The sequence below is a fragment of the Candidatus Nitrosocaldus islandicus genome (assembly GCF_002906215.1).
Classification (GTDB): Archaea; Thermoproteota; Nitrososphaeria; order Nitrososphaerales; family Nitrosocaldaceae; genus Nitrosocaldus; species Nitrosocaldus cavascurensis.
On sequence record NZ_CP024014.1, the window covers coordinates 1,067,987 to 1,084,335 of the forward strand.

At 42.8% G+C, this 16,349-nt stretch carries 19 protein-coding genes and 1 tRNA gene; 14 read left to right on the plus strand and 6 right to left on the minus strand.

What is annotated here, in order from left to right; all coding sequences use genetic code 11:
• Nucleotides 1–49 precede the first annotated feature (49 nt).
• The 6 genes from sucD to CRG89_RS05555 all read left to right on the plus strand — a co-directional run bounded on the left by sucD (nt 50) and on the right by CRG89_RS05555 (nt 3,335).
• Nucleotides 50–958: a succinate--CoA ligase subunit alpha gene (gene sucD, locus CRG89_RS05530; protein ID WP_103287945.1), complete on the plus strand. Its 909-nt coding sequence runs from the start codon at nt 50–52 to the stop codon at nt 956–958.
• Nucleotides 959–1,010: 52 nt separating this feature from the next.
• Nucleotides 1,011–1,178 (plus strand): 50S ribosomal protein L40e, encoded by a 168-nt coding sequence (locus CRG89_RS05535; protein WP_103287303.1) that lies wholly within the window; start codon nt 1,011–1,013, stop codon nt 1,176–1,178.
• 82 nt (nt 1,179–1,260) lie between these two features.
• Nucleotides 1,261–1,338, plus strand: a tRNA-Val gene (locus tag CRG89_RS05540).
• 293 nt (nt 1,339–1,631) lie between these two features.
• Complete coding sequence (locus CRG89_RS05545; protein ID WP_103287304.1) at nt 1,632–2,120, plus strand: hypothetical protein; 489 nt, start codon at nt 1,632–1,634, stop codon at nt 2,118–2,120.
• Nucleotides 2,121–2,175: 55 nt separating this feature from the next.
• Nucleotides 2,176–2,640: a helix-turn-helix transcriptional regulator gene (locus CRG89_RS05550; protein WP_197706715.1), complete on the plus strand. Its 465-nt coding sequence runs from the start codon at nt 2,176–2,178 to the stop codon at nt 2,638–2,640.
• Nucleotides 2,641–2,675: 35 nt separating this feature from the next.
• On the plus strand, nt 2,676–3,335 hold the full coding sequence (locus CRG89_RS05555) for an RlmE family RNA methyltransferase (protein ID WP_103287305.1): 660 nt from the start codon (nt 2,676–2,678) through the stop codon (nt 3,333–3,335).
• A 40-nt stretch (nt 3,336–3,375) separates the two neighbouring features.
• Here the strand turns inward: CRG89_RS05555 and CRG89_RS05560 are convergent, their stop codons facing one another.
• The gene (locus tag CRG89_RS05560) at nt 3,376–4,587 is read right to left on the minus strand and encodes a tRNA (guanine(10)-N(2))-dimethyltransferase (protein WP_158648744.1); all 1,212 of its coding nucleotides are present in this window, start codon (nt 4,585–4,587) and stop codon (nt 3,376–3,378) included.
• Between the two features lie 24 nt (nt 4,588–4,611).
• Here CRG89_RS05560 and CRG89_RS05565 point away from each other — a divergent pair, with 24 nt between their 5' ends.
• The 3 genes from CRG89_RS05565 (at nt 4,612) to rnhB (ending at nt 7,068) form a co-directional block, all read left to right on the plus strand.
• Nucleotides 4,612–5,193, plus strand: a complete 582-nt coding sequence (locus CRG89_RS05565) for a nucleoside-triphosphatase (protein WP_103287307.1) — start codon at nt 4,612–4,614, stop codon at nt 5,191–5,193.
• Between the two features lie 58 nt (nt 5,194–5,251).
• The gene (locus CRG89_RS05570) at nt 5,252–6,175 is read left to right on the plus strand and encodes a TerC/Alx family metal homeostasis membrane protein (RefSeq protein WP_103287308.1); all 924 of its coding nucleotides are present in this window, start codon (nt 5,252–5,254) and stop codon (nt 6,173–6,175) included.
• A gap of 128 nt (nt 6,176–6,303) precedes the next feature.
• The gene (rnhB, locus tag CRG89_RS05575; RefSeq protein WP_231911560.1) at nt 6,304–7,068 is read left to right on the plus strand and encodes a ribonuclease HII; all 765 of its coding nucleotides are present in this window, start codon (nt 6,304–6,306) and stop codon (nt 7,066–7,068) included.
• Nucleotides 7,069–7,097: 29 nt separating this feature from the next.
• Here the strand turns inward: rnhB and CRG89_RS05580 are convergent, their stop codons facing one another.
• Both CRG89_RS05580 and CRG89_RS05590 read right to left on the minus strand, forming a co-directional pair.
• Nucleotides 7,098–7,784 carry a fibrillarin-like rRNA/tRNA 2'-O-methyltransferase gene (locus CRG89_RS05580; protein ID WP_103287310.1) on the minus strand — a complete coding sequence of 229 codons (687 nt, stop codon included), beginning with the start codon at nt 7,782–7,784 and terminating at the stop codon, nt 7,098–7,100.
• Nucleotides 7,785–7,803: 19 nt separating this feature from the next.
• Nucleotides 7,804–9,075 carry an NOP5/NOP56 family protein gene (locus CRG89_RS05590; RefSeq protein WP_148695164.1) on the minus strand — a complete coding sequence of 424 codons (1,272 nt, stop codon included), beginning with the start codon at nt 9,073–9,075 and terminating at the stop codon, nt 7,804–7,806.
• A 72-nt stretch (nt 9,076–9,147) separates the two neighbouring features.
• On the opposite strand from CRG89_RS05590, the gene CRG89_RS05595 reads away from it, so the two are divergent.
• From CRG89_RS05595 to CRG89_RS05605, 4 genes are all read left to right on the plus strand, one after another.
• Nucleotides 9,148–10,101 (plus strand): dihydroorotate dehydrogenase, encoded by a 954-nt coding sequence (locus CRG89_RS05595; RefSeq protein WP_103287312.1) that lies wholly within the window; start codon nt 9,148–9,150, stop codon nt 10,099–10,101.
• The gene (locus tag CRG89_RS05600; protein WP_197706714.1) at nt 10,085–10,939 is read left to right on the plus strand and encodes a dihydroorotate dehydrogenase electron transfer subunit; all 855 of its coding nucleotides are present in this window, start codon (nt 10,085–10,087) and stop codon (nt 10,937–10,939) included. Before CRG89_RS05595 ends, CRG89_RS05600 begins: the two co-directional genes overlap by 17 nt.
• A 175-nt stretch (nt 10,940–11,114) precedes the next feature.
• Nucleotides 11,115–11,291 carry a hypothetical protein gene (locus CRG89_RS08775; protein ID WP_158648746.1) on the plus strand — a complete coding sequence of 59 codons (177 nt, stop codon included), beginning with the start codon at nt 11,115–11,117 and terminating at the stop codon, nt 11,289–11,291.
• 97 nt (nt 11,292–11,388) lie between these two features.
• Nucleotides 11,389–13,116: a B12-binding domain-containing radical SAM protein gene (locus tag CRG89_RS05605; protein WP_103287314.1), complete on the plus strand. Its 1,728-nt coding sequence runs from the start codon at nt 11,389–11,391 to the stop codon at nt 13,114–13,116.
• A 27-nt stretch (nt 13,117–13,143) separates the two neighbouring features.
• Here the strand turns inward: CRG89_RS05605 and CRG89_RS05610 are convergent, their stop codons facing one another.
• From CRG89_RS05610 to CRG89_RS05620, 3 genes are read right to left on the minus strand one after another with little or no spacing between them, the layout of a single operon-like run.
• Entirely contained in the window at nt 13,144–13,980 is an 837-nt protein-coding gene (locus CRG89_RS05610; protein ID WP_103287315.1) for a metal ABC transporter permease, read from the minus strand.
• 21 nt (nt 13,981–14,001) lie between these two features.
• Entirely contained in the window at nt 14,002–14,859 is an 858-nt protein-coding gene (locus CRG89_RS05615; protein WP_158648747.1) for a metal ABC transporter ATP-binding protein, read from the minus strand.
• Between the two features lie 5 nt (nt 14,860–14,864).
• Entirely contained in the window at nt 14,865–15,845 is a 981-nt protein-coding gene (locus CRG89_RS05620) for a metal ABC transporter solute-binding protein, Zn/Mn family (RefSeq protein ID WP_103287317.1), read from the minus strand.
• 90 nt (nt 15,846–15,935) lie between these two features.
• Here CRG89_RS05620 and CRG89_RS05625 point away from each other — a divergent pair, with 90 nt between their 5' ends.
• A complete protein-coding gene (locus tag CRG89_RS05625) occupies nt 15,936–16,349 on the plus strand; it encodes a CopG family ribbon-helix-helix protein (protein ID WP_197706713.1) in 414 nt (137 codons plus the stop codon).

The following is a 16,349-nucleotide window of genomic DNA, read 5'->3' on the forward strand; positions in this document are numbered from 1 at the left end:
TAGGATGGGGATGGGCAGTAGTGGTAGTGTAGGAGTAGAGGCTAAGCAGATTCTTGATATCTTTAAGATACTTCAAGGCAACCCTGGAGATGAGGATTACAACAGGAAGCCAGTTATAGTACAAGGGATGACTGGCAAGTTTGGTAGCCTCCATACAAGGCTCATGCGTGAATATGGCACCAATATAGTTGCTGGTGTAACCCCTGGCAAGGGGGGACAGCAGTTCGATGGCATACCTGTGTATGATAGCGTTAGGGATGCTGTTAAGGAGCATAATGCAGAGATCTCTGTTGTATTTGTGCCAGCACAGTTCTTCCTAAATGCTGCTGTTGATGCTCTAACCAATGGGATAAGGCTTATGGTTGCAATACCAGAGCATGTCCCAGTAAGGGATACACTCAGGTGTATAAAGCTTGCAAAGGAGAATGATGCTGTAGTTGTAGGACCTAATACCCCAGGCATAATAGTGCCAGGGGTTATGAAGCTAGGGATAATGCCTGCACAGCCATTCAGCAAGGGCAGAACCGTTGTTATATCAAGGAGTGGTACACTCATGTACGAGATATCACATAGGCTTACACTTGCTGGATTTGGGCAGAGGCTATGCTTAGGTATAGGAGGAGACCCTATAAACTGCCTAACCCTGATAGAGTGCTTTGAACTCATAAGGGATAGGGATGATGTTGACTCAGTGGTAGTAGTAGGGGAGATAGGAGGTAGTGCTGAGGAACAACTTGCAGAGTACATAATATCAACAGAGTTCAAGAAGCCTGTAGTAGCATACATAGCAGGAAGGAGTGCGCCAAAGGAGAAGCGTATGGGCCATGCTGGAGCAATTGTGTATGGTACGTATGGTTCTGCAGAGTCCAAGGTTAACATGTTTGCAAAGGCAGATGTACCTGTAGCAAAGAGGCCTGCTGAGGTACCCATACTGCTTGAGAAGAAGATGAGGCGATGACTATCAAAAAGCAAGGTAAAGATAAATAGTAAGGTGTGGTGGTTGTAGTAGCATGCCAATAACAGATACATTCAAGAAGCAGATAGCGCAGAGGAGAAGGCTCTTCTTCAAGATATGCTTCAAGTGCGGTGCAAAGAACCATATAGATGCTCAGCGCTGTAGAAAGTGTAGAGGAGATCAGTTGCGCTTAAAGAACAGAACCCTAGGGGCAAAGAAGTAATAAGGGCATCTTACAGTAAAGTAATTGTCAATTATTATAAGGATATAATAATCTTCTTTCCTTATAGGATTAATCTAGGAGGGGGCGGGTGGTCTAGCCTGGTTAGGACGCGGCTCTCACACAGCCGAGGTCGAGGGTTCGACTCCCTCCTCGCCCACCAACCATGCAGTTTAGTCCATATTATATGTGGATAGCAAAGAACACTCTCGATTCCCTAGTTGGAGTTATAGCCTATTCTACCGATCCGTTTTCCACCACATCCCTGGTGGGAGTTCACACATATGCGCCTAAAGGCACAACATCACGATGTCATCCAGACCTAATAGTTCCTTATGGAGGGCGTGTCCTCAAACTCCTAATCTGTCAGATGCTTTGTTTGTAGTTTAGATATTTATTATTAGTAGGCATAATCTATGGAGAGTTTATATCCTATCACTTCTCTATATATAATGGATGAGTAAGTATAGAGAGAGGTTAAGAGTTGCAGATGACTTTAAGGATGTATTTGCCATAGTGAAGGATGCTGTAGAGGATAGGTTTGGGATGAGGAGAGCAGGTCTTAACCTTCTGCTTCAAGATATGCCATCGTTCATTGGTGCATACCATGTGTTAGGTTCCAACTCTATAGTGATTAACAGGTATCTGCTTAATGCTGTTAAGAGTATAGCAAGGAGTAAGGAGGAGTACAACTCATACATATTCGTTGTTCTTACACATGAATATCTGCATAGCTTAGGTGTAGTTGATGAGTACAAGGTTAGAACGATGACCTATGGGTTGTGTAGGGACCTTCTTGGGGATGAGCATACAGCAACCATTATGGCTAAAGGTGATCCCATGTCATACTTCCCTGAGTTGAGGATGCTAACAAGGCTAGCATTTGGGAGGGAGTATGAAGTAGTAAAGGAGTTCGATACCTCTAATCTATCGTACATTGCATAATTCGTAAGATAATTACAAACGATTATTTAGCAGTTTGCACATATTAGTAATGTTGGTGAGTAAGTTGATGCAGCAGGATAATAATGAGGGTAGAGAGGAGAGTATAGAGGATCTAACCTCCAAGGTATTCAAGTTGATAGTTGAGCAGGGCAAAGAGGGTATACTGCAAAGCAGGTTATGGAAGGAACTCAACCTAACAAGCAGGGATGGCTCAAGGATAGCCATGAGGCTAGAAAAGAGAGGGTTGGTTACAAGGCAGAGGGTTCTAGAGAATGGGAGGTGGACATTCAGGTTAATAGCAGTGAGGCTCCCACTCGATACTACAAGCATAGAGGGTGCGCCATGCATAACATGCAACCTTGAGAGTATGTGTACTGTTGATGGTAGCGTGAGTCCAAATACATGCAGGTTGATAGAGAACTGGGTTCTGGTGGAGATGAGCAAGAGAATGAATGAAGAGAAGGGGAGTGATGCTACCACCACTACTACTCTTTCTACTCCTTCTACCGCTACCAGTTAGGTGCATCTAGTACAAGCATACAGGAATGAGCAAGAATGAGGTTAGATGAGGCTAGACGTGATTACTACAGGAGGCTTGCAAAGGAGAGCGGTTACAAGAGTAGGGCTGCATACAAACTGCTTGAGATCAACAAATCCTTCCATATATTTAGAAAGGGAGATAAGGTTCTTGATATAGGATGTTATCCTGGTGGCTGGTTACAGGTTGCTAGTAGTGCTGTTGGTTCTGATGGGCTTGTGCTGGGTGTTGATGTAAGGGAGATGGATGTGGGTAAGGGTAAGGGTAAAGGTAAAGGAGAGAGGGAAGAGGATGATGGAGATGGGAAGGGATTTGGAGCAAATGTTAGGTTCCTCTGCATGAGCGTAGAGGATGATGCTCTAGCAGCAAGAGTAAAGGACATCCTTGATGAAGTTGATGTTGTACTCTCAGATGTATCACCAAACCTCTCTGGGATATGGAGTTTAGATCATGCAAAGCAGATATACATGAGCAGGAGAGTGCTGGATGTAGCAAAGGTACTGCTCAAGGATGATGGGAGTGCAGTGCTAAAGGTCTTTGATGGTGATATGCTCAAGGAGTTCATAGATGAGGTTAAGATGTACTTCAAGAAGGTTTACATACACAAGCCAAAGGCTAGCAGGAAGGAGAGTAGCGAACTCTATCTAGTATGCAAGGGCTTCAAGTCTAGCAAGTAGCAAGAATAAAGAAGAATGTATAACAATGATCAACCCAACCTTATTGATCTACTAGTGCTCTTACAAGAGAGCATATATCCCTTATATTTGCATCTGTCCTGAAACCTCTCAACGATAGAGCAGTCCTTGATGCCTTGAATCCATTACTCCTTAGTGTATCAAGTATGCTTGTAGTGCTTGGTGGCCTTATCTTTAGCATGCTTGTTACCTCATCTACTGTATAGTACAATGCCTCATCTACAAGCATGCTCTCCTCCTTTGCTATCCTCACTATATTCACTGCCTGCTTATCTAGGTTTAGAGCATATGCCCCATCATCAATTATACTGTTCATCAAAGCAACAAAACTCTCATCCATGAGCCTAGAGATCCATAATGGCCCTGCTCTGATCATCTTCTTACTATTGCATAGATTGCATGCTTCCCTATACTCATCAATATCTACTGTGAACCTGTTGGAGCATGAGTTGCAGTGATACGCATAACCTAGCATTGATGGCATCTCATCTGCATTGCTAGAACCTACGCCTATCTTAGCGTATACACGCATGTAATGCCTAGTGCTCTGCACAAACAACGGCTCTATGCCCATCTCAAGCCTTGATGCAACCATGCTCAGCATCCCTAACAGTAGCCTTAGACCTATCTCATTTGCATACTCACACCTCATCGATCTGCCATGGTACCTCCTCATCGCTATCCTTGGGTATATGCCATACAGAATGGGGGTATCTGTTGCAGTCATGCTAAGCAATCCTCCATCTACAACTGCCCTTAAGGCACAGTCAACGTATGGTGCAGGGGTACCAAATGGATCCAGATCAATCATCCCAAACCTGAAGCCCCTTGTTGAGTGCTCTGCAAGGAACCTGTATGCTGTATCTATGCTGAACTTACAGATATGCTCAACCCCATTTAGTATGGATGCTCTCTTTGCAATATCAATTGCAACTGGGTTGATATCGTTTATGTAAACCTCATCAATGCCTTTAACCTCAACGGCAACCCTCAAAGCCCTTGCTCCAAGCCCTGCAAGTGCATCTGCAAAACTCTTCTCATCAACTTGTTGAATGAATGCATTGTATGCTACTATGGATACATCCCTACTAACCCTTGCTGCTGGGTTGTAGAATGCTGGTTGCTTTGGAGGCACATCGCTTACCAATGATGCCTCTGGCACAAGCAACCTTGTGCTACCTTCAACTATCTCCCTTATCCCTTCCATAGCCCATTGGTTTATTACTACTCGCATTGATAAATGCATGGATACTAAACTATGCTGATACTACTAACTGGTGAGCCAGGGGTAGGGAAGAGCACAGTACTCATGAGGCTGATTGATATGCTCAAGGAAAAGGGCATAAGCGTAGGTGGTGTTGTTGCTAGAGAGGTTAGGGATGCTGGCAAGAGAAGGGTTGGGTTTGAGTTCGTTAACGTTATTGATGGATCAAGTGCAAGGTTAGCATCATTATCATCATCAGCAGGAGTAGGAGGAGGTATTGAAGGTCCTAGGATAGGTAAGTATAGTGTTGATCTTGATGGGTGTAGGATTGCTGCTATGATGCTCCTAAGGGCTATTAATAGTAATAGTAAAGTTGTAGTGTTTGATGAGATAGGACCTATGGAGTTACTCTCATCAGATATTGTAGATGCTCTGAGAGCATTGCTTGATGCTATTAGCAATAGTAGTAGCAAGTATGCTGCTATAGTGGTTATACACAAGAGGTTCAAGCATTGGATCATCAGTAGGTACAGGGAGATGGCATCCATTGTGATAGAGGTTAACAGGGATAATAGAGATGCCCTTCCTTTAATGCTGCTAAACACAATAAATGATAAATGGGATAAAGTAAGGTAGGTAACGTATAGATATAGTGATGGATGTGTATGTAAGCAAGGAGGTTGGAGATGGCTAGATGCTGAGTTCTCTAACACTACTAGAGTTCCATATAATAGTAGCAGTGCTTATAGCAGTTGATCTACTTGTAGGGATGAAGAGGAAGCATGGGATGAGCATCAAGGAGTCAACAATCTGGAGCATTGTATGGATAGGCTTTGGGGTAGCGTTTGGAGTATCTCTAAGTTATGAGTATCAAACATCTGATGTTCTAGACTACTTCACCATATTCGTGCTTGAGAAGTCGTTAAGCGTTGATAACCTCTTCGTATTTGCTGCAATATTCAGTTACTTTGCAACACCAGTTACAGCAAGACCAGTAGTACTCTATGTAGGGGTAATAAGTGCTATAGTGATGAGAGCATTATTCATATACGCTGGTATTGCAGCACTTGAAGCATTGCCATGGTTAGTCTTCATATTCGCTGCAATCCTGATATACAGTGGGGTCAAGATATGGGGTAACAAGACGGAGTTAACACATATTGAGAGGAATCCTATAGTTAGATTTGCTAAGCGCTACCTACCTATAGCAGATAGGTACGATGGGAATAGGTTTGTTCTAACGAAGAGTCCATTACTCCTCTCTCCACTCATACTTGTACTCTTTGCAATAGAGGCTAGCGACCTTATGTTTGCTGTAGACTCTATACCTGCTGCCCTAGCAATATCCAATGACTTCACTATAGTGTATACAGCAAACATAGCAGCAGTACTAGGCTTGAGATCCCTTTACTTCCTTATTGATCATATGCTATTCAGATTCAAGTATCTGAACAAGGGTTTAGGGGTTGTTCTTGCATTGCTAGGGGTTAAGTTCCTATTTGAAGGCTTCCATATAGAGATACCAAAGGAGGTTGCTGTAGCATCAACCTTGAGCATAATAGGGGCATCTATACTTCTATCCATAGTAAGTGATAGAAGGAATAATAGTAACAAGTGATGGTAAAGCAAACATTCTAACCTAGGCCCATTCATCAATTCATCTATCTATACATACAATAAGCAGACCAACCATTTATGCATGAAGATACAAACGATTTATTAATTAATCCTTGCCCATATCTATTGGTGTTGAATAGGATAGCAGGGGTTGATGAGGCAGGTAGGGGTGCAGTCATAGGTCCCCTTGTAGTTGCTGCTGTTGCTATAGATGCATCAAGCATAGATAGGCTGATAGAACTAGGGGTCAAGGACTCCAAGATGCTTGATAGGAGGAGTAGGATGATACTATACAACAAGATACTTGAGTTATGTTCAACTGCAGTATGCATAGCAGAGCCTAGGGTTATAGATGCGTATGTTTATGAGCATGCTTTAAACGTTCTAGAGGCAAGGATGTTTGCTATTGCATTATCTAAACTAAAGCCATTACTTGCTTATGTAGATGCATGCGACACAAAACCAGAGAGGTTCAGTGCTATGATAGCAAGGATGCTTGATGATGAGGATATAGGGATGATGATAAGTGCAGCACACAAGGCAGATAGGGATAACGTGCTTGTTGGAGCAGCATCTATAGTGGCAAAGGTTACAAGGGATAGCATTGTAGATGGTGTGAAGAGAAGGTATGGGGACTTTGGATCAGGCTATCCTTCGGATGGTAGAACTAGGAGGTTCATAAGGTATCTATTTACCAGTGGTGTAGCAGAGGATGAGTCTGGAACATCTGATTCAAGTAGGAGCAAGTCTCATAGTAACCTCATCTCAATTGATGTATCAGATATTAAATTACATCACTTCCATGATGATAGCATGGATGATAATGGAAGCAGTAGGTTCAGTTTCATAAGGTACTCATGGAAGCCTATAAGATCGTTGCTTGCAAGTATATGATGATGGTTGTAAACCAACCATCTATCTCCTCATCCTTTATACCTTGCTATAACCATAGCATGATCCTTATCGAATGGTTCAAGGTATATGACCTTCTCTATTGAGAAGCCATTGCTCCTCAACTTTTCAACCTCCTCCTCAACTATGCTCTTTGGCTCCTTTGTAACATCTATGCTTCTGGTCTTAACTATAAGCATAAGATAACCTTTATCCTTGAGGTATGCCTTTGCATTTGCTATTGCAATATCAGTCTGATCCTGCTGTGCAATATCACAGTAGATTACATCAACCTTACCTGCCATTGCAGGATAGTGCTCATACCTTCTAGCATCCTCAACTATAGGTATAACGTTCCTCCTATGCTTTGCAACCCTCTCTATCAACTCCCTTGCAACCCTTGGTGCTGATTCAACTGCATACACTATGCCTTTGTATGCAATATCTGAGACATGGCTTACAGTTGTGCCTGTTGATGCACCAAGGTAGAGTACCTTACTAGAGACACTTATAGGTAGATGCTTTAGACCCTTGATGATTGCAGCAGCAAGTTTGCTCCTGAATGGATCCCATACCCTATACTCTACCCCATCTATGTTTATCAACTGCTCTCCATAAACTTGTACACCTCTTGCAAGGTTCCTTGTGCATAGCCTCTCCTCCCCTCCAACCTCTACAACCTTTATACCCTTCTCCTCTGCCCCTTCTACCTCAAGCATGTATGATCAACCTTCCTACCTACCTCTTCCTTCCCCTCCTCCTTCTTCTTCTCTCCCTCCTTTCTTCCCCTCCTCCACCTCCTCTACCTTTACCTCTCCCCTTCCTCTTCTTCTCTCCCTCCTCCTTCTCCTCATGCCTTGGCTCTACATACTTCTCTCTTATCTCCTCAAGCCTCTCATTTAACTTTGCAAGTAGTGTATCATCCCTTGTCCCTGTGAATGCATCTATCCTTGCTGCAACAGCAACCTTTGTTGCTATTGCTCTAGCAATCTTGCCCCTCTGCCATCTTGGTGCTGAGTGCACAGATGGATGCTGGAATATTATGCCATGCTTTGGTGGTCTAGTACCAGTTCTCAAGGCTCTAAATAGTGCCTTCTCTGCACCTAGAACTTGTATAGTGCTAGCAGGTAGCAATGCTAGCCTTTCAAGTCCTCCAGCCTTTGCTATCATCCTTGCCCCTATGGTTGCTCCAAGTATATCCTTAAGGTTTGGTGCAACCCTAGCCATCTCATCCTCCATATGCCTTGCTAGAGCATCCCTCTGCTTTGAGAGATGCTTTATCTCCTCAGCAATCCTCTGGAGTAGGATGAGGTTCTCATCACTTATCATACCTCCCTTGCTTGTTAGTGCTGCCCTTGCTATAGCATCTACCTTCTTCTCATCCTGCAAGCCTATGCTCCTTAATGCATCTACTGTAATTGCATCTCTCCTACCAAACCTTAGCACTATATCACAGTATGATGGAAGGCTTTGTACTATACCATCAAGTTCAGGGAAGTGTAAGCCATACCACTCCCTAAGCCTTGCCCCCATTATATTTACGATCTTATCCAACTCATCTATTGTGTTTATGCACTGGATTATATGCTGATCAGGTTTTGCTGATGCCTCTGCAACCTTGATTGATGATAGACTTACTGAAAACTCATGGAGTGCAAGGAATGCATCCTGCTCATCCTCAGCAAGCCCTGCTTCAACTATTATAGCAACCTTGTTATGTTGTACCTTCAACCTATCCTCAGCACTCATCTCTACAGCAGAGAACCCATGCCTTATAGCAGCATCCACAAGTATTGGATCATTGCATGCAAGTGATGTGTAACCCTTTGCCTTGAGTGATGAGAGTATTGTTGAGAGTCTACTATCATCCAACCCACTCTTGATCATGCTATACTCTCTAGCCATACTCTCCCTGTTGAACTTCAATACATCTACAACCTTGGTTGATCCATCAGCATCATCTATAGCAACTATACCATTCTCAAGCAAGAGTAGATTACACCTACTCATACCATCATCATCCTCTGCTACAATGCCTATTAAAAATGTAGCATTATATAGTGCGATCAATGCTTATGCTTTGTGGATCTTAGCGTAGAGTTTGCTGGTATAAGGATTAGGAATCCTACCATACTAGCATCTGGCATACTTGGCATCTCATATGAGGTTATGAAGCGTGTTTATGATGCTGGAGCAGGCGCAGTTGTAAGCAAGAGCATAAGCGTAGAGCCTAGGGAAGGGTATAAAGGTCCAATAATAGTGAAGGTTGACTCTGGCTACGTTAATGCAGTAGGACTAGCAAACCCTGGAGTAGATCACTTTGTGCAAGAGTTGAGTAAGTATGGTTATGATAAAGAGAGTACAGATACTATGCAAGATAAGAGCATTCATGATAATTATAGAATACCTATAGTAGTGAACCTTGTAGGCTCTAGCGTTGATGAGTTCGTATCTATGGTTAAGAGGCTAGACCATCTTAGCATTATAGGCTATGAACTCAACCTATCATGCCCCCATGTTGAGAGGGTTGGGTTAGAGGTTGGTGATGATCCTGAACTTGTGAGCAGGATAATCAAGGGCATAAGAGCAGTTACAAGCAAACCAATAATAGCAAAGCTTGGGCTTGGTGCGGTTGATATGCTTGAAGTAGCAAAGACTGCTATAGACTCTGGTGCTAGTGCAGTTACAGCAATAAACACCATTAGAGCAATGGTTATAGATGCTGAGACATGCATGCCTGTTCTAAGCAACAAGATTGGAGGCTTATCTGGGAGGGCAATAAAGCCAATAGCCTTAAGATGTGTATATGAACTTCATAGAGCAGGGGTGCCAGTTATAGGGTGTGGAGGCATATATGACTGGAGGGATGCAGTTGAGTTCATGCTTGCTGGTGCACATGCTGTGCAGATAGGAAGCGCTATAGGAGATAGATGGTTAGATGTATTTAAAGAGGTTAATGATGGTATAAAGGAGTATCTAGCAAGGAAGAGTTTGAAGAGTGTAAAGGAGGTAGTAGGTATTGCTCACAGATACTGATAGCAGTATGGGTAAGGATAGGATGAGGCTTGTAAGGGTAGAGGAGGTTAGGGATGAGAGTCCAACTGTAAGAACACTCATCTTCAAGGATGATCTTGCATCTGAGGCAAGGGCAGGGCAGTTCCTAATGGTATGGATACCTAGGGTTGATGAGATACCAATGAGCGTTATGCTCGATCCTTATGATAGAGCAGGTTATGCAGCACTAACAGTTAGGAGGCATGGATACTCCTCTACTGCTCTATACAACATGCATGAAGGTAGCACTATAGGGCTAAGAGGCCCATATGGGAGAGCATTCACTGCTAGCAATGGTAACGTAATTCTGGTTGGAGGAGGTACAGGGCTTGTACCATTGCTTAGGCTCTGCAAGATGCTATCCAACTCAACAGGGATAAGGGTAACATTCATCATGGGCTCTAGGAGTAAGGATGAGGTGATCTTTGAGGATCTTGCTAGAAGGCTTGTTGGTAACAATGGTAAGGTTATTGTATGTACTGATGATGGGAGCTATGGCTTTAAGGGTTATGCAAGTGATATGCTCAAGGCTCTGCTTGAAGATGCTTCAAGCAAAGGGGAGAGGTTTGATATGGTCTATACATGTGGTCCTGAAGCGATGATGCTCAAGGTTCTAAAGATTGTAGATGAGTATGGGCTAGAGGCTCAAGCAAGCCTAGAGAGGATCATGAAGTGTGGTATAGGCTTATGCTCCTCATGCTGTATAGGCAGATATGTTCTATGCAAGGATGGACCTGTGATGGATGCTAGAGATATCCTAGCATGCAATGAGTTTGGAGCATATGCAAGGGATAAGAGCGGTAGGCTTGTCAGGGTATGAAGGTGGAACTAGCCTAGCAAAGTATAGAAATAGTAGGAAGAAGTAGAAGAAGGAAAATAGAAGAGAATAAAGGATGATCTTGTTGAATTATTACCATGATGATGGTATATTAAACGAGTATGAGACTGGTCTTTAGTTCCATAATCTATGTTATATAATCTGTGTTATACCAGACATGTTAGACCAATTGATAGTTAGGGCAGATTTCAACAATGGTGTAACGCTTGTAACTACATTGAACATAACATTCCAAGTAATTCCAGAGAGCATGGTTGGTGCAGTAGCACCAGTTGCTGCAGGGTTAGCAGCGTTCATAGGATACAGATACTATAGCAGGAAGAGCAAGCGCTAGAAGCGATAACCTTTTATTATTTCTATTATTATTACAACATTACACCTTATCAATAGCTAGTGTAAGTTTATATCATGCGTGTATACACTCTTTTTAGATGGGCAAGCCAAAGATAGTCCTTACTGCAGATAGAACCTTAATGTCAATATATAGAGGCATATCATTGGCATCGTTCTTTGGTTGTGCACCAGCAATAGACCCATATAGACATGATGGGTTCTGGTACTGGATACTCAAGAATCAGGTTACACCAAGGGTATTATTCGACTTCATCTGCAACCCAATAGAGCATGATCATGGTATAGCAAGGTATGCCCCATACGGGCTAAGGAAGATAGAGGCTGGGCTCCTAAGGGATGGGTTTGCAAGGGATGAGGTTGCTGTAGTGCATCCAGAGCATATTGAGCGCTTTATAGGCCCTGAGACTGAGGTTGTTGGAATATACGAGATGGATCCTTTAGGGATGGGTCCTGTTACAATGACATTCACCTATGGTAGAAAGATGATATCTTATGATGAGTTCTACTCTGCTGAACTGCACAAGAGGATAAGGTTGGCGAAGGAGAGGACAGGGAGCAAGGCTAAGGTTGTTGTTGGTGCTGCTGGTACATGGCAGTACAACTATGATCCAGCAAAGATTGAAGAGTATGATATCTATGCTATAGTAGAGGGTGACTTTGGAGGGACTGCTCCAGAGTTGGATGGTACTGGGGTTACAGGGGCATTCTTTAGGGCATTGATCAATGGGGAGTTTGATGTTGCAAACCCATTCAAGAAGAGCGACTTTAAGGTCATAATAAAGGACTTTGATGTAGATGGTAGGAAGTACTATGGTAGATTCATCCACTACAACGATGAGCCTAGCATTGATGAGATACCAGAGATAGTAGAACCAAGCATACATGGTATGATAGAAGTGATGAGGGGGTGTGGGAGAGGATGCAAGTTCTGCGAGGTTACATTAAGGCCATTAAGATACTACCCTCCAGAGAAGGTGAAGCAGGAGATAGAGGTGAATATAAAGAAGGGTGGGTTGAGGAATGCGTGGATACATAGCGATGATATCTTCGTCTATGGCCTTAACCCAAGGAAGAACAAGAACATGGAGCCTAATACTGAAGCATTAATAGAGTTATTTGAGGCTGTTATGAGTACAGGGGTTGTGCATACAAACCCTACACATGGCACACTTGCTGGAGCAATAGCAGATGAACGCTTGATACCCAAACTCTCAGAGGTGATAAGGGCAGGACCAGAGAACCACATAGGCATACAATGTGGCTTTGAGACTGGGAGTATAAGGCTTATAGAAAAGTATGCAGATAGGAAGTTGGCACCATTCAAGCCAAGTGAGTGGCACTGGGTTGTAAAGCATGCTGTTAAGGTTCTCAACGAGCACTACTGGGTACCTGCATTCACACTTATAATGGGGCTGGATAACAACGAGCAGGAGGAGGATAGTTGGGAGACTGTAATGCTTATACACGAACTTGAGCATGAGCAACCAGAGTCAAAGTTCACAGTTACACCATTGACATTCGTACCAATAGGGTTGCTTAGCAAGTCAAAGTTCTATGATATAGGGAATAGCATGACACCTGCCAAGGTTGCTGTCATGTACAAGTGCTGGCAGCACAACTTCAAGTATGGCATAATGAAGTTCATGCACAAGGTTGGGCAGAACGATCCTATAAGGAGGTACTTCTTCACTGGCTTGGCAAGGGCACTGGGAGGGATACCTCTTACTGCTATGGAGAAGTATGCTAGAAGGAAGGGCCCAGAGTTTGAGCGGGCAATAGAGAAGGTCAAGGCTGAGTACTGGTAATTCTTATTTATATGCTATCATGCTCTTTCATTTTACATCTAGCACGTTTTGTTCACTTCTAGGTATCTTGAGATGCTTAGAGATGATTATAGATACCATTATCCCTATACATATCATGACTATCATGCCTGAAGTAGCTACGTTCAGGTAGTAAGATGTGATTATCCCTGAGATTACAGATGCTAATGATATGCAGAGTGAGATAAGCATGGTTGTCTTGAATCCCCTTCCAAGCATCATTGCTGCTATGTTTGGAAGAACTATTAGCGATGATACAAGGAGTATGCCAACTAGGCGCATAGCAACTATAACCATTATGCTAGCCATGATCATGAAGATATAGTTGAGAAGCGTAGTGTTTAGCCCGCTTATCTTTGCTTGCCTCTCATCCAACGCCATATAGAAGAGTTTATCTTTAAGTGCTATCACAGATGCTACTATAGCAAGGGATGCTATAACTGCTATAAGTGCATCCTCATTGCTTATCAGTGTTATGCTACCAAAGAGGTATGAGAAGAGATCAACCCTGAAACCTCCAGATGCGCTTATGAGAAGTACTGCAAATGCAACACCAAATATGAGCAGTACTGCTATTAAAGCATCGCCCTGTATCCTAATGCTCTGCCTTAACCTTGTTATCCCAAGGGATGCTGTTACAGATGTTAGCAAGGCAGTCCAGAGGGGGTATATGTTAAGGAACAGACCTATAGCAACACCAGATAATGCTACATGTGATAGGGCATCTCCAAATAACGAGTAGCGCTTCAGCACAAGGAATAGTCCAAGTATTGAACATGCAGCACTAATAGCAATACCTGTTATGAGTGCCTTCTGCATGAATGTATATGCAAGTATATCTAGCATAAGAGATCTCTCCTTATCTAACTAGCCAGTACTTCTACTACTACTGCTACTACTGTTGCTACTACTACTACCAACATATCCAGCAGTACCAATCTCTTTATGCTCTTTCATATGCATATGCATGGCATGCTCACTGTACAGTCTGAGAAGATCACTTGCAATACACTCAGCCTTGCTACCATGGAAGAAGATCCTCCTATCTATACATGCTATATGCTTTGCAAGCTTCATGAGTAGCATGAGATCATGTGCAGCAAGTATTATAGTTACACCCATCTCCTCATTTAGAGTACTGAGTATGTTGAATAACTTTGTCTGTGCATCTTGGTCTAGTGCAGTGAATGGCTCATCCAGTATAAGCATGAGAGGCCTGCTAACAAGTATCTTTGCTATAAGTGCTCTCTGGAGTTCGCCTCCAGATAGCATGCCTATCCTCTTCCCCCTTGCATGTTCAAGCCCAACCATCCTCAATGCCTCATCTATCCTCTCCCTGTTGCTAAGCCTTGGATTGTAACTCCATCTATATCCATTCCTCTCTAACAGATAAGCATTCTTCTGCATATATCTTATAGATATCAGGCCTGTATAGATGAGATCTTCTACAGTTGCAGGAAAGTTATGATCAACACTGAACCTTTGTGGGAGGTAGCCAATGAATGGTAATACATACCTTCTTGTATGGTTAGAGTAGCCGAATATGCTTACAGTACCCTCATGCTCTTGAAGCATTAGTATTGAGTTGAATAAAGTTGTCTTACCTGCTCCATTGGGGCCTAGGATACCAAGTATATCACCATGCTCAACATCCATGTTTACATCCTCAAGTATGCTTGTGCTACCATATCTCACGCTTAGATCCCTAACCTTCAGTATTGCCATACCCTTCATCTACATCCTAATCCTAGCCTTAGGTTCTCTAGGTTCTCCTCCATCTTTGCTATGTATGTCTTACCCTCCTCCAGATCCTCCTCATCAAGAACCTCTATAGGGCTCAGTGTAAGTACTTTAGCATTTATCTCCTCTGCCAATGCTCTAACCAATCTATCATCTATGCCTTCCTCAGCATAAACAACATCAATACCATGCCTCTTTGCCAGATCCACTATCTCCCTTATCTTGCCTGCTGGGATATCATGCTCAGGCTCAATACCAGTAATGGTTATCTGCTTTAACCCATACCTACTGACAAGGTAATTGTATGCTGAATGAAGCGTTATGAACTCCCTCCTCCCACAATCCCTAAGCCCCTCTTCAAACTTTACATGGAGTTCATCAAGCCTTGCAGTGTATGCTCTTGCATTCTCATCATAGTATCTGCTATTACCTTCATCACTATCCATACTTGCTATTGCATCTCGTATGATCCTCACCTGCTCCTTTGCTAGTATTGGATCAAGCCATACATGTGGATCCTGATCAAGCACCATACCACTCGCTGCCTCAACCATCTTCAGATCATAGCCTAAACCCTTTACCTTATCTATGTAGGGTTCGAATATTGCACTATTATAGATTAGAATCTGATAATCCTTCAACCTCTCAAGATCCCTTGCAGATGGCTCCCAGTCATGAGGCTCCAAACCAGAGGGGATTAATAGATCAACATCAGCCCTATCACCAACAACAGCCTTTGCAAATTCGTATAGAGGGTAGAATGTAGTCATTATCTTGAGCCTCTTACCTTTGTTTGCATCCTGCAATAGTTGATCTCTACTAACGTTCTCAGAGGTTGGGAGGGTTACATCACTACTAGTACTATTATTGTTGTTAGAACCTTGAAGCGTTATAGCAACAACACTAGCAAGTACTATAACAACAGTAGAAGCAATAGCACCTATAACAACCTTCTTATTATCTATCCCCATGCTATATCATTACTCGTTATTAATATATATGTATTTTGTTAATAACTAAACTTGTAAAGTCTTATAAATGGATAATAACAAGTATTATGCGTGAAGGGGGAGGAAGGAACAAAAGGAAAGGAGGCTAGGATAGTAAGCATATCACTTACGGATAGCATGCTTAAGGAGATAGATGAACTACAGAAAGAGTTTGGGTTCTCTGGGAGATCTGAGGTCATAAGGGCTGGGATAAGGATGCTTCTAACAGATAGGATTGAGAAGGAGAGGTTGGCAGGTAGCATAGGATGCGTGCTTATAGTTACGCATGATGAGGAGGATGAAGCGTCAACAAAGATAAAGTTACGTTACGAGGATATAATAAAGACACATCTACACTGCAAGTTGAAGAACAAGAAGTGCTTGGAACTCTTCGTCATAGAGGGGGATGCTGAGAAGGTTAAGGATATGACAAGGGAGTTCCAAGCAAATGAGGGTATGGAGCATGTGAGGCTTATAATGGCTTGA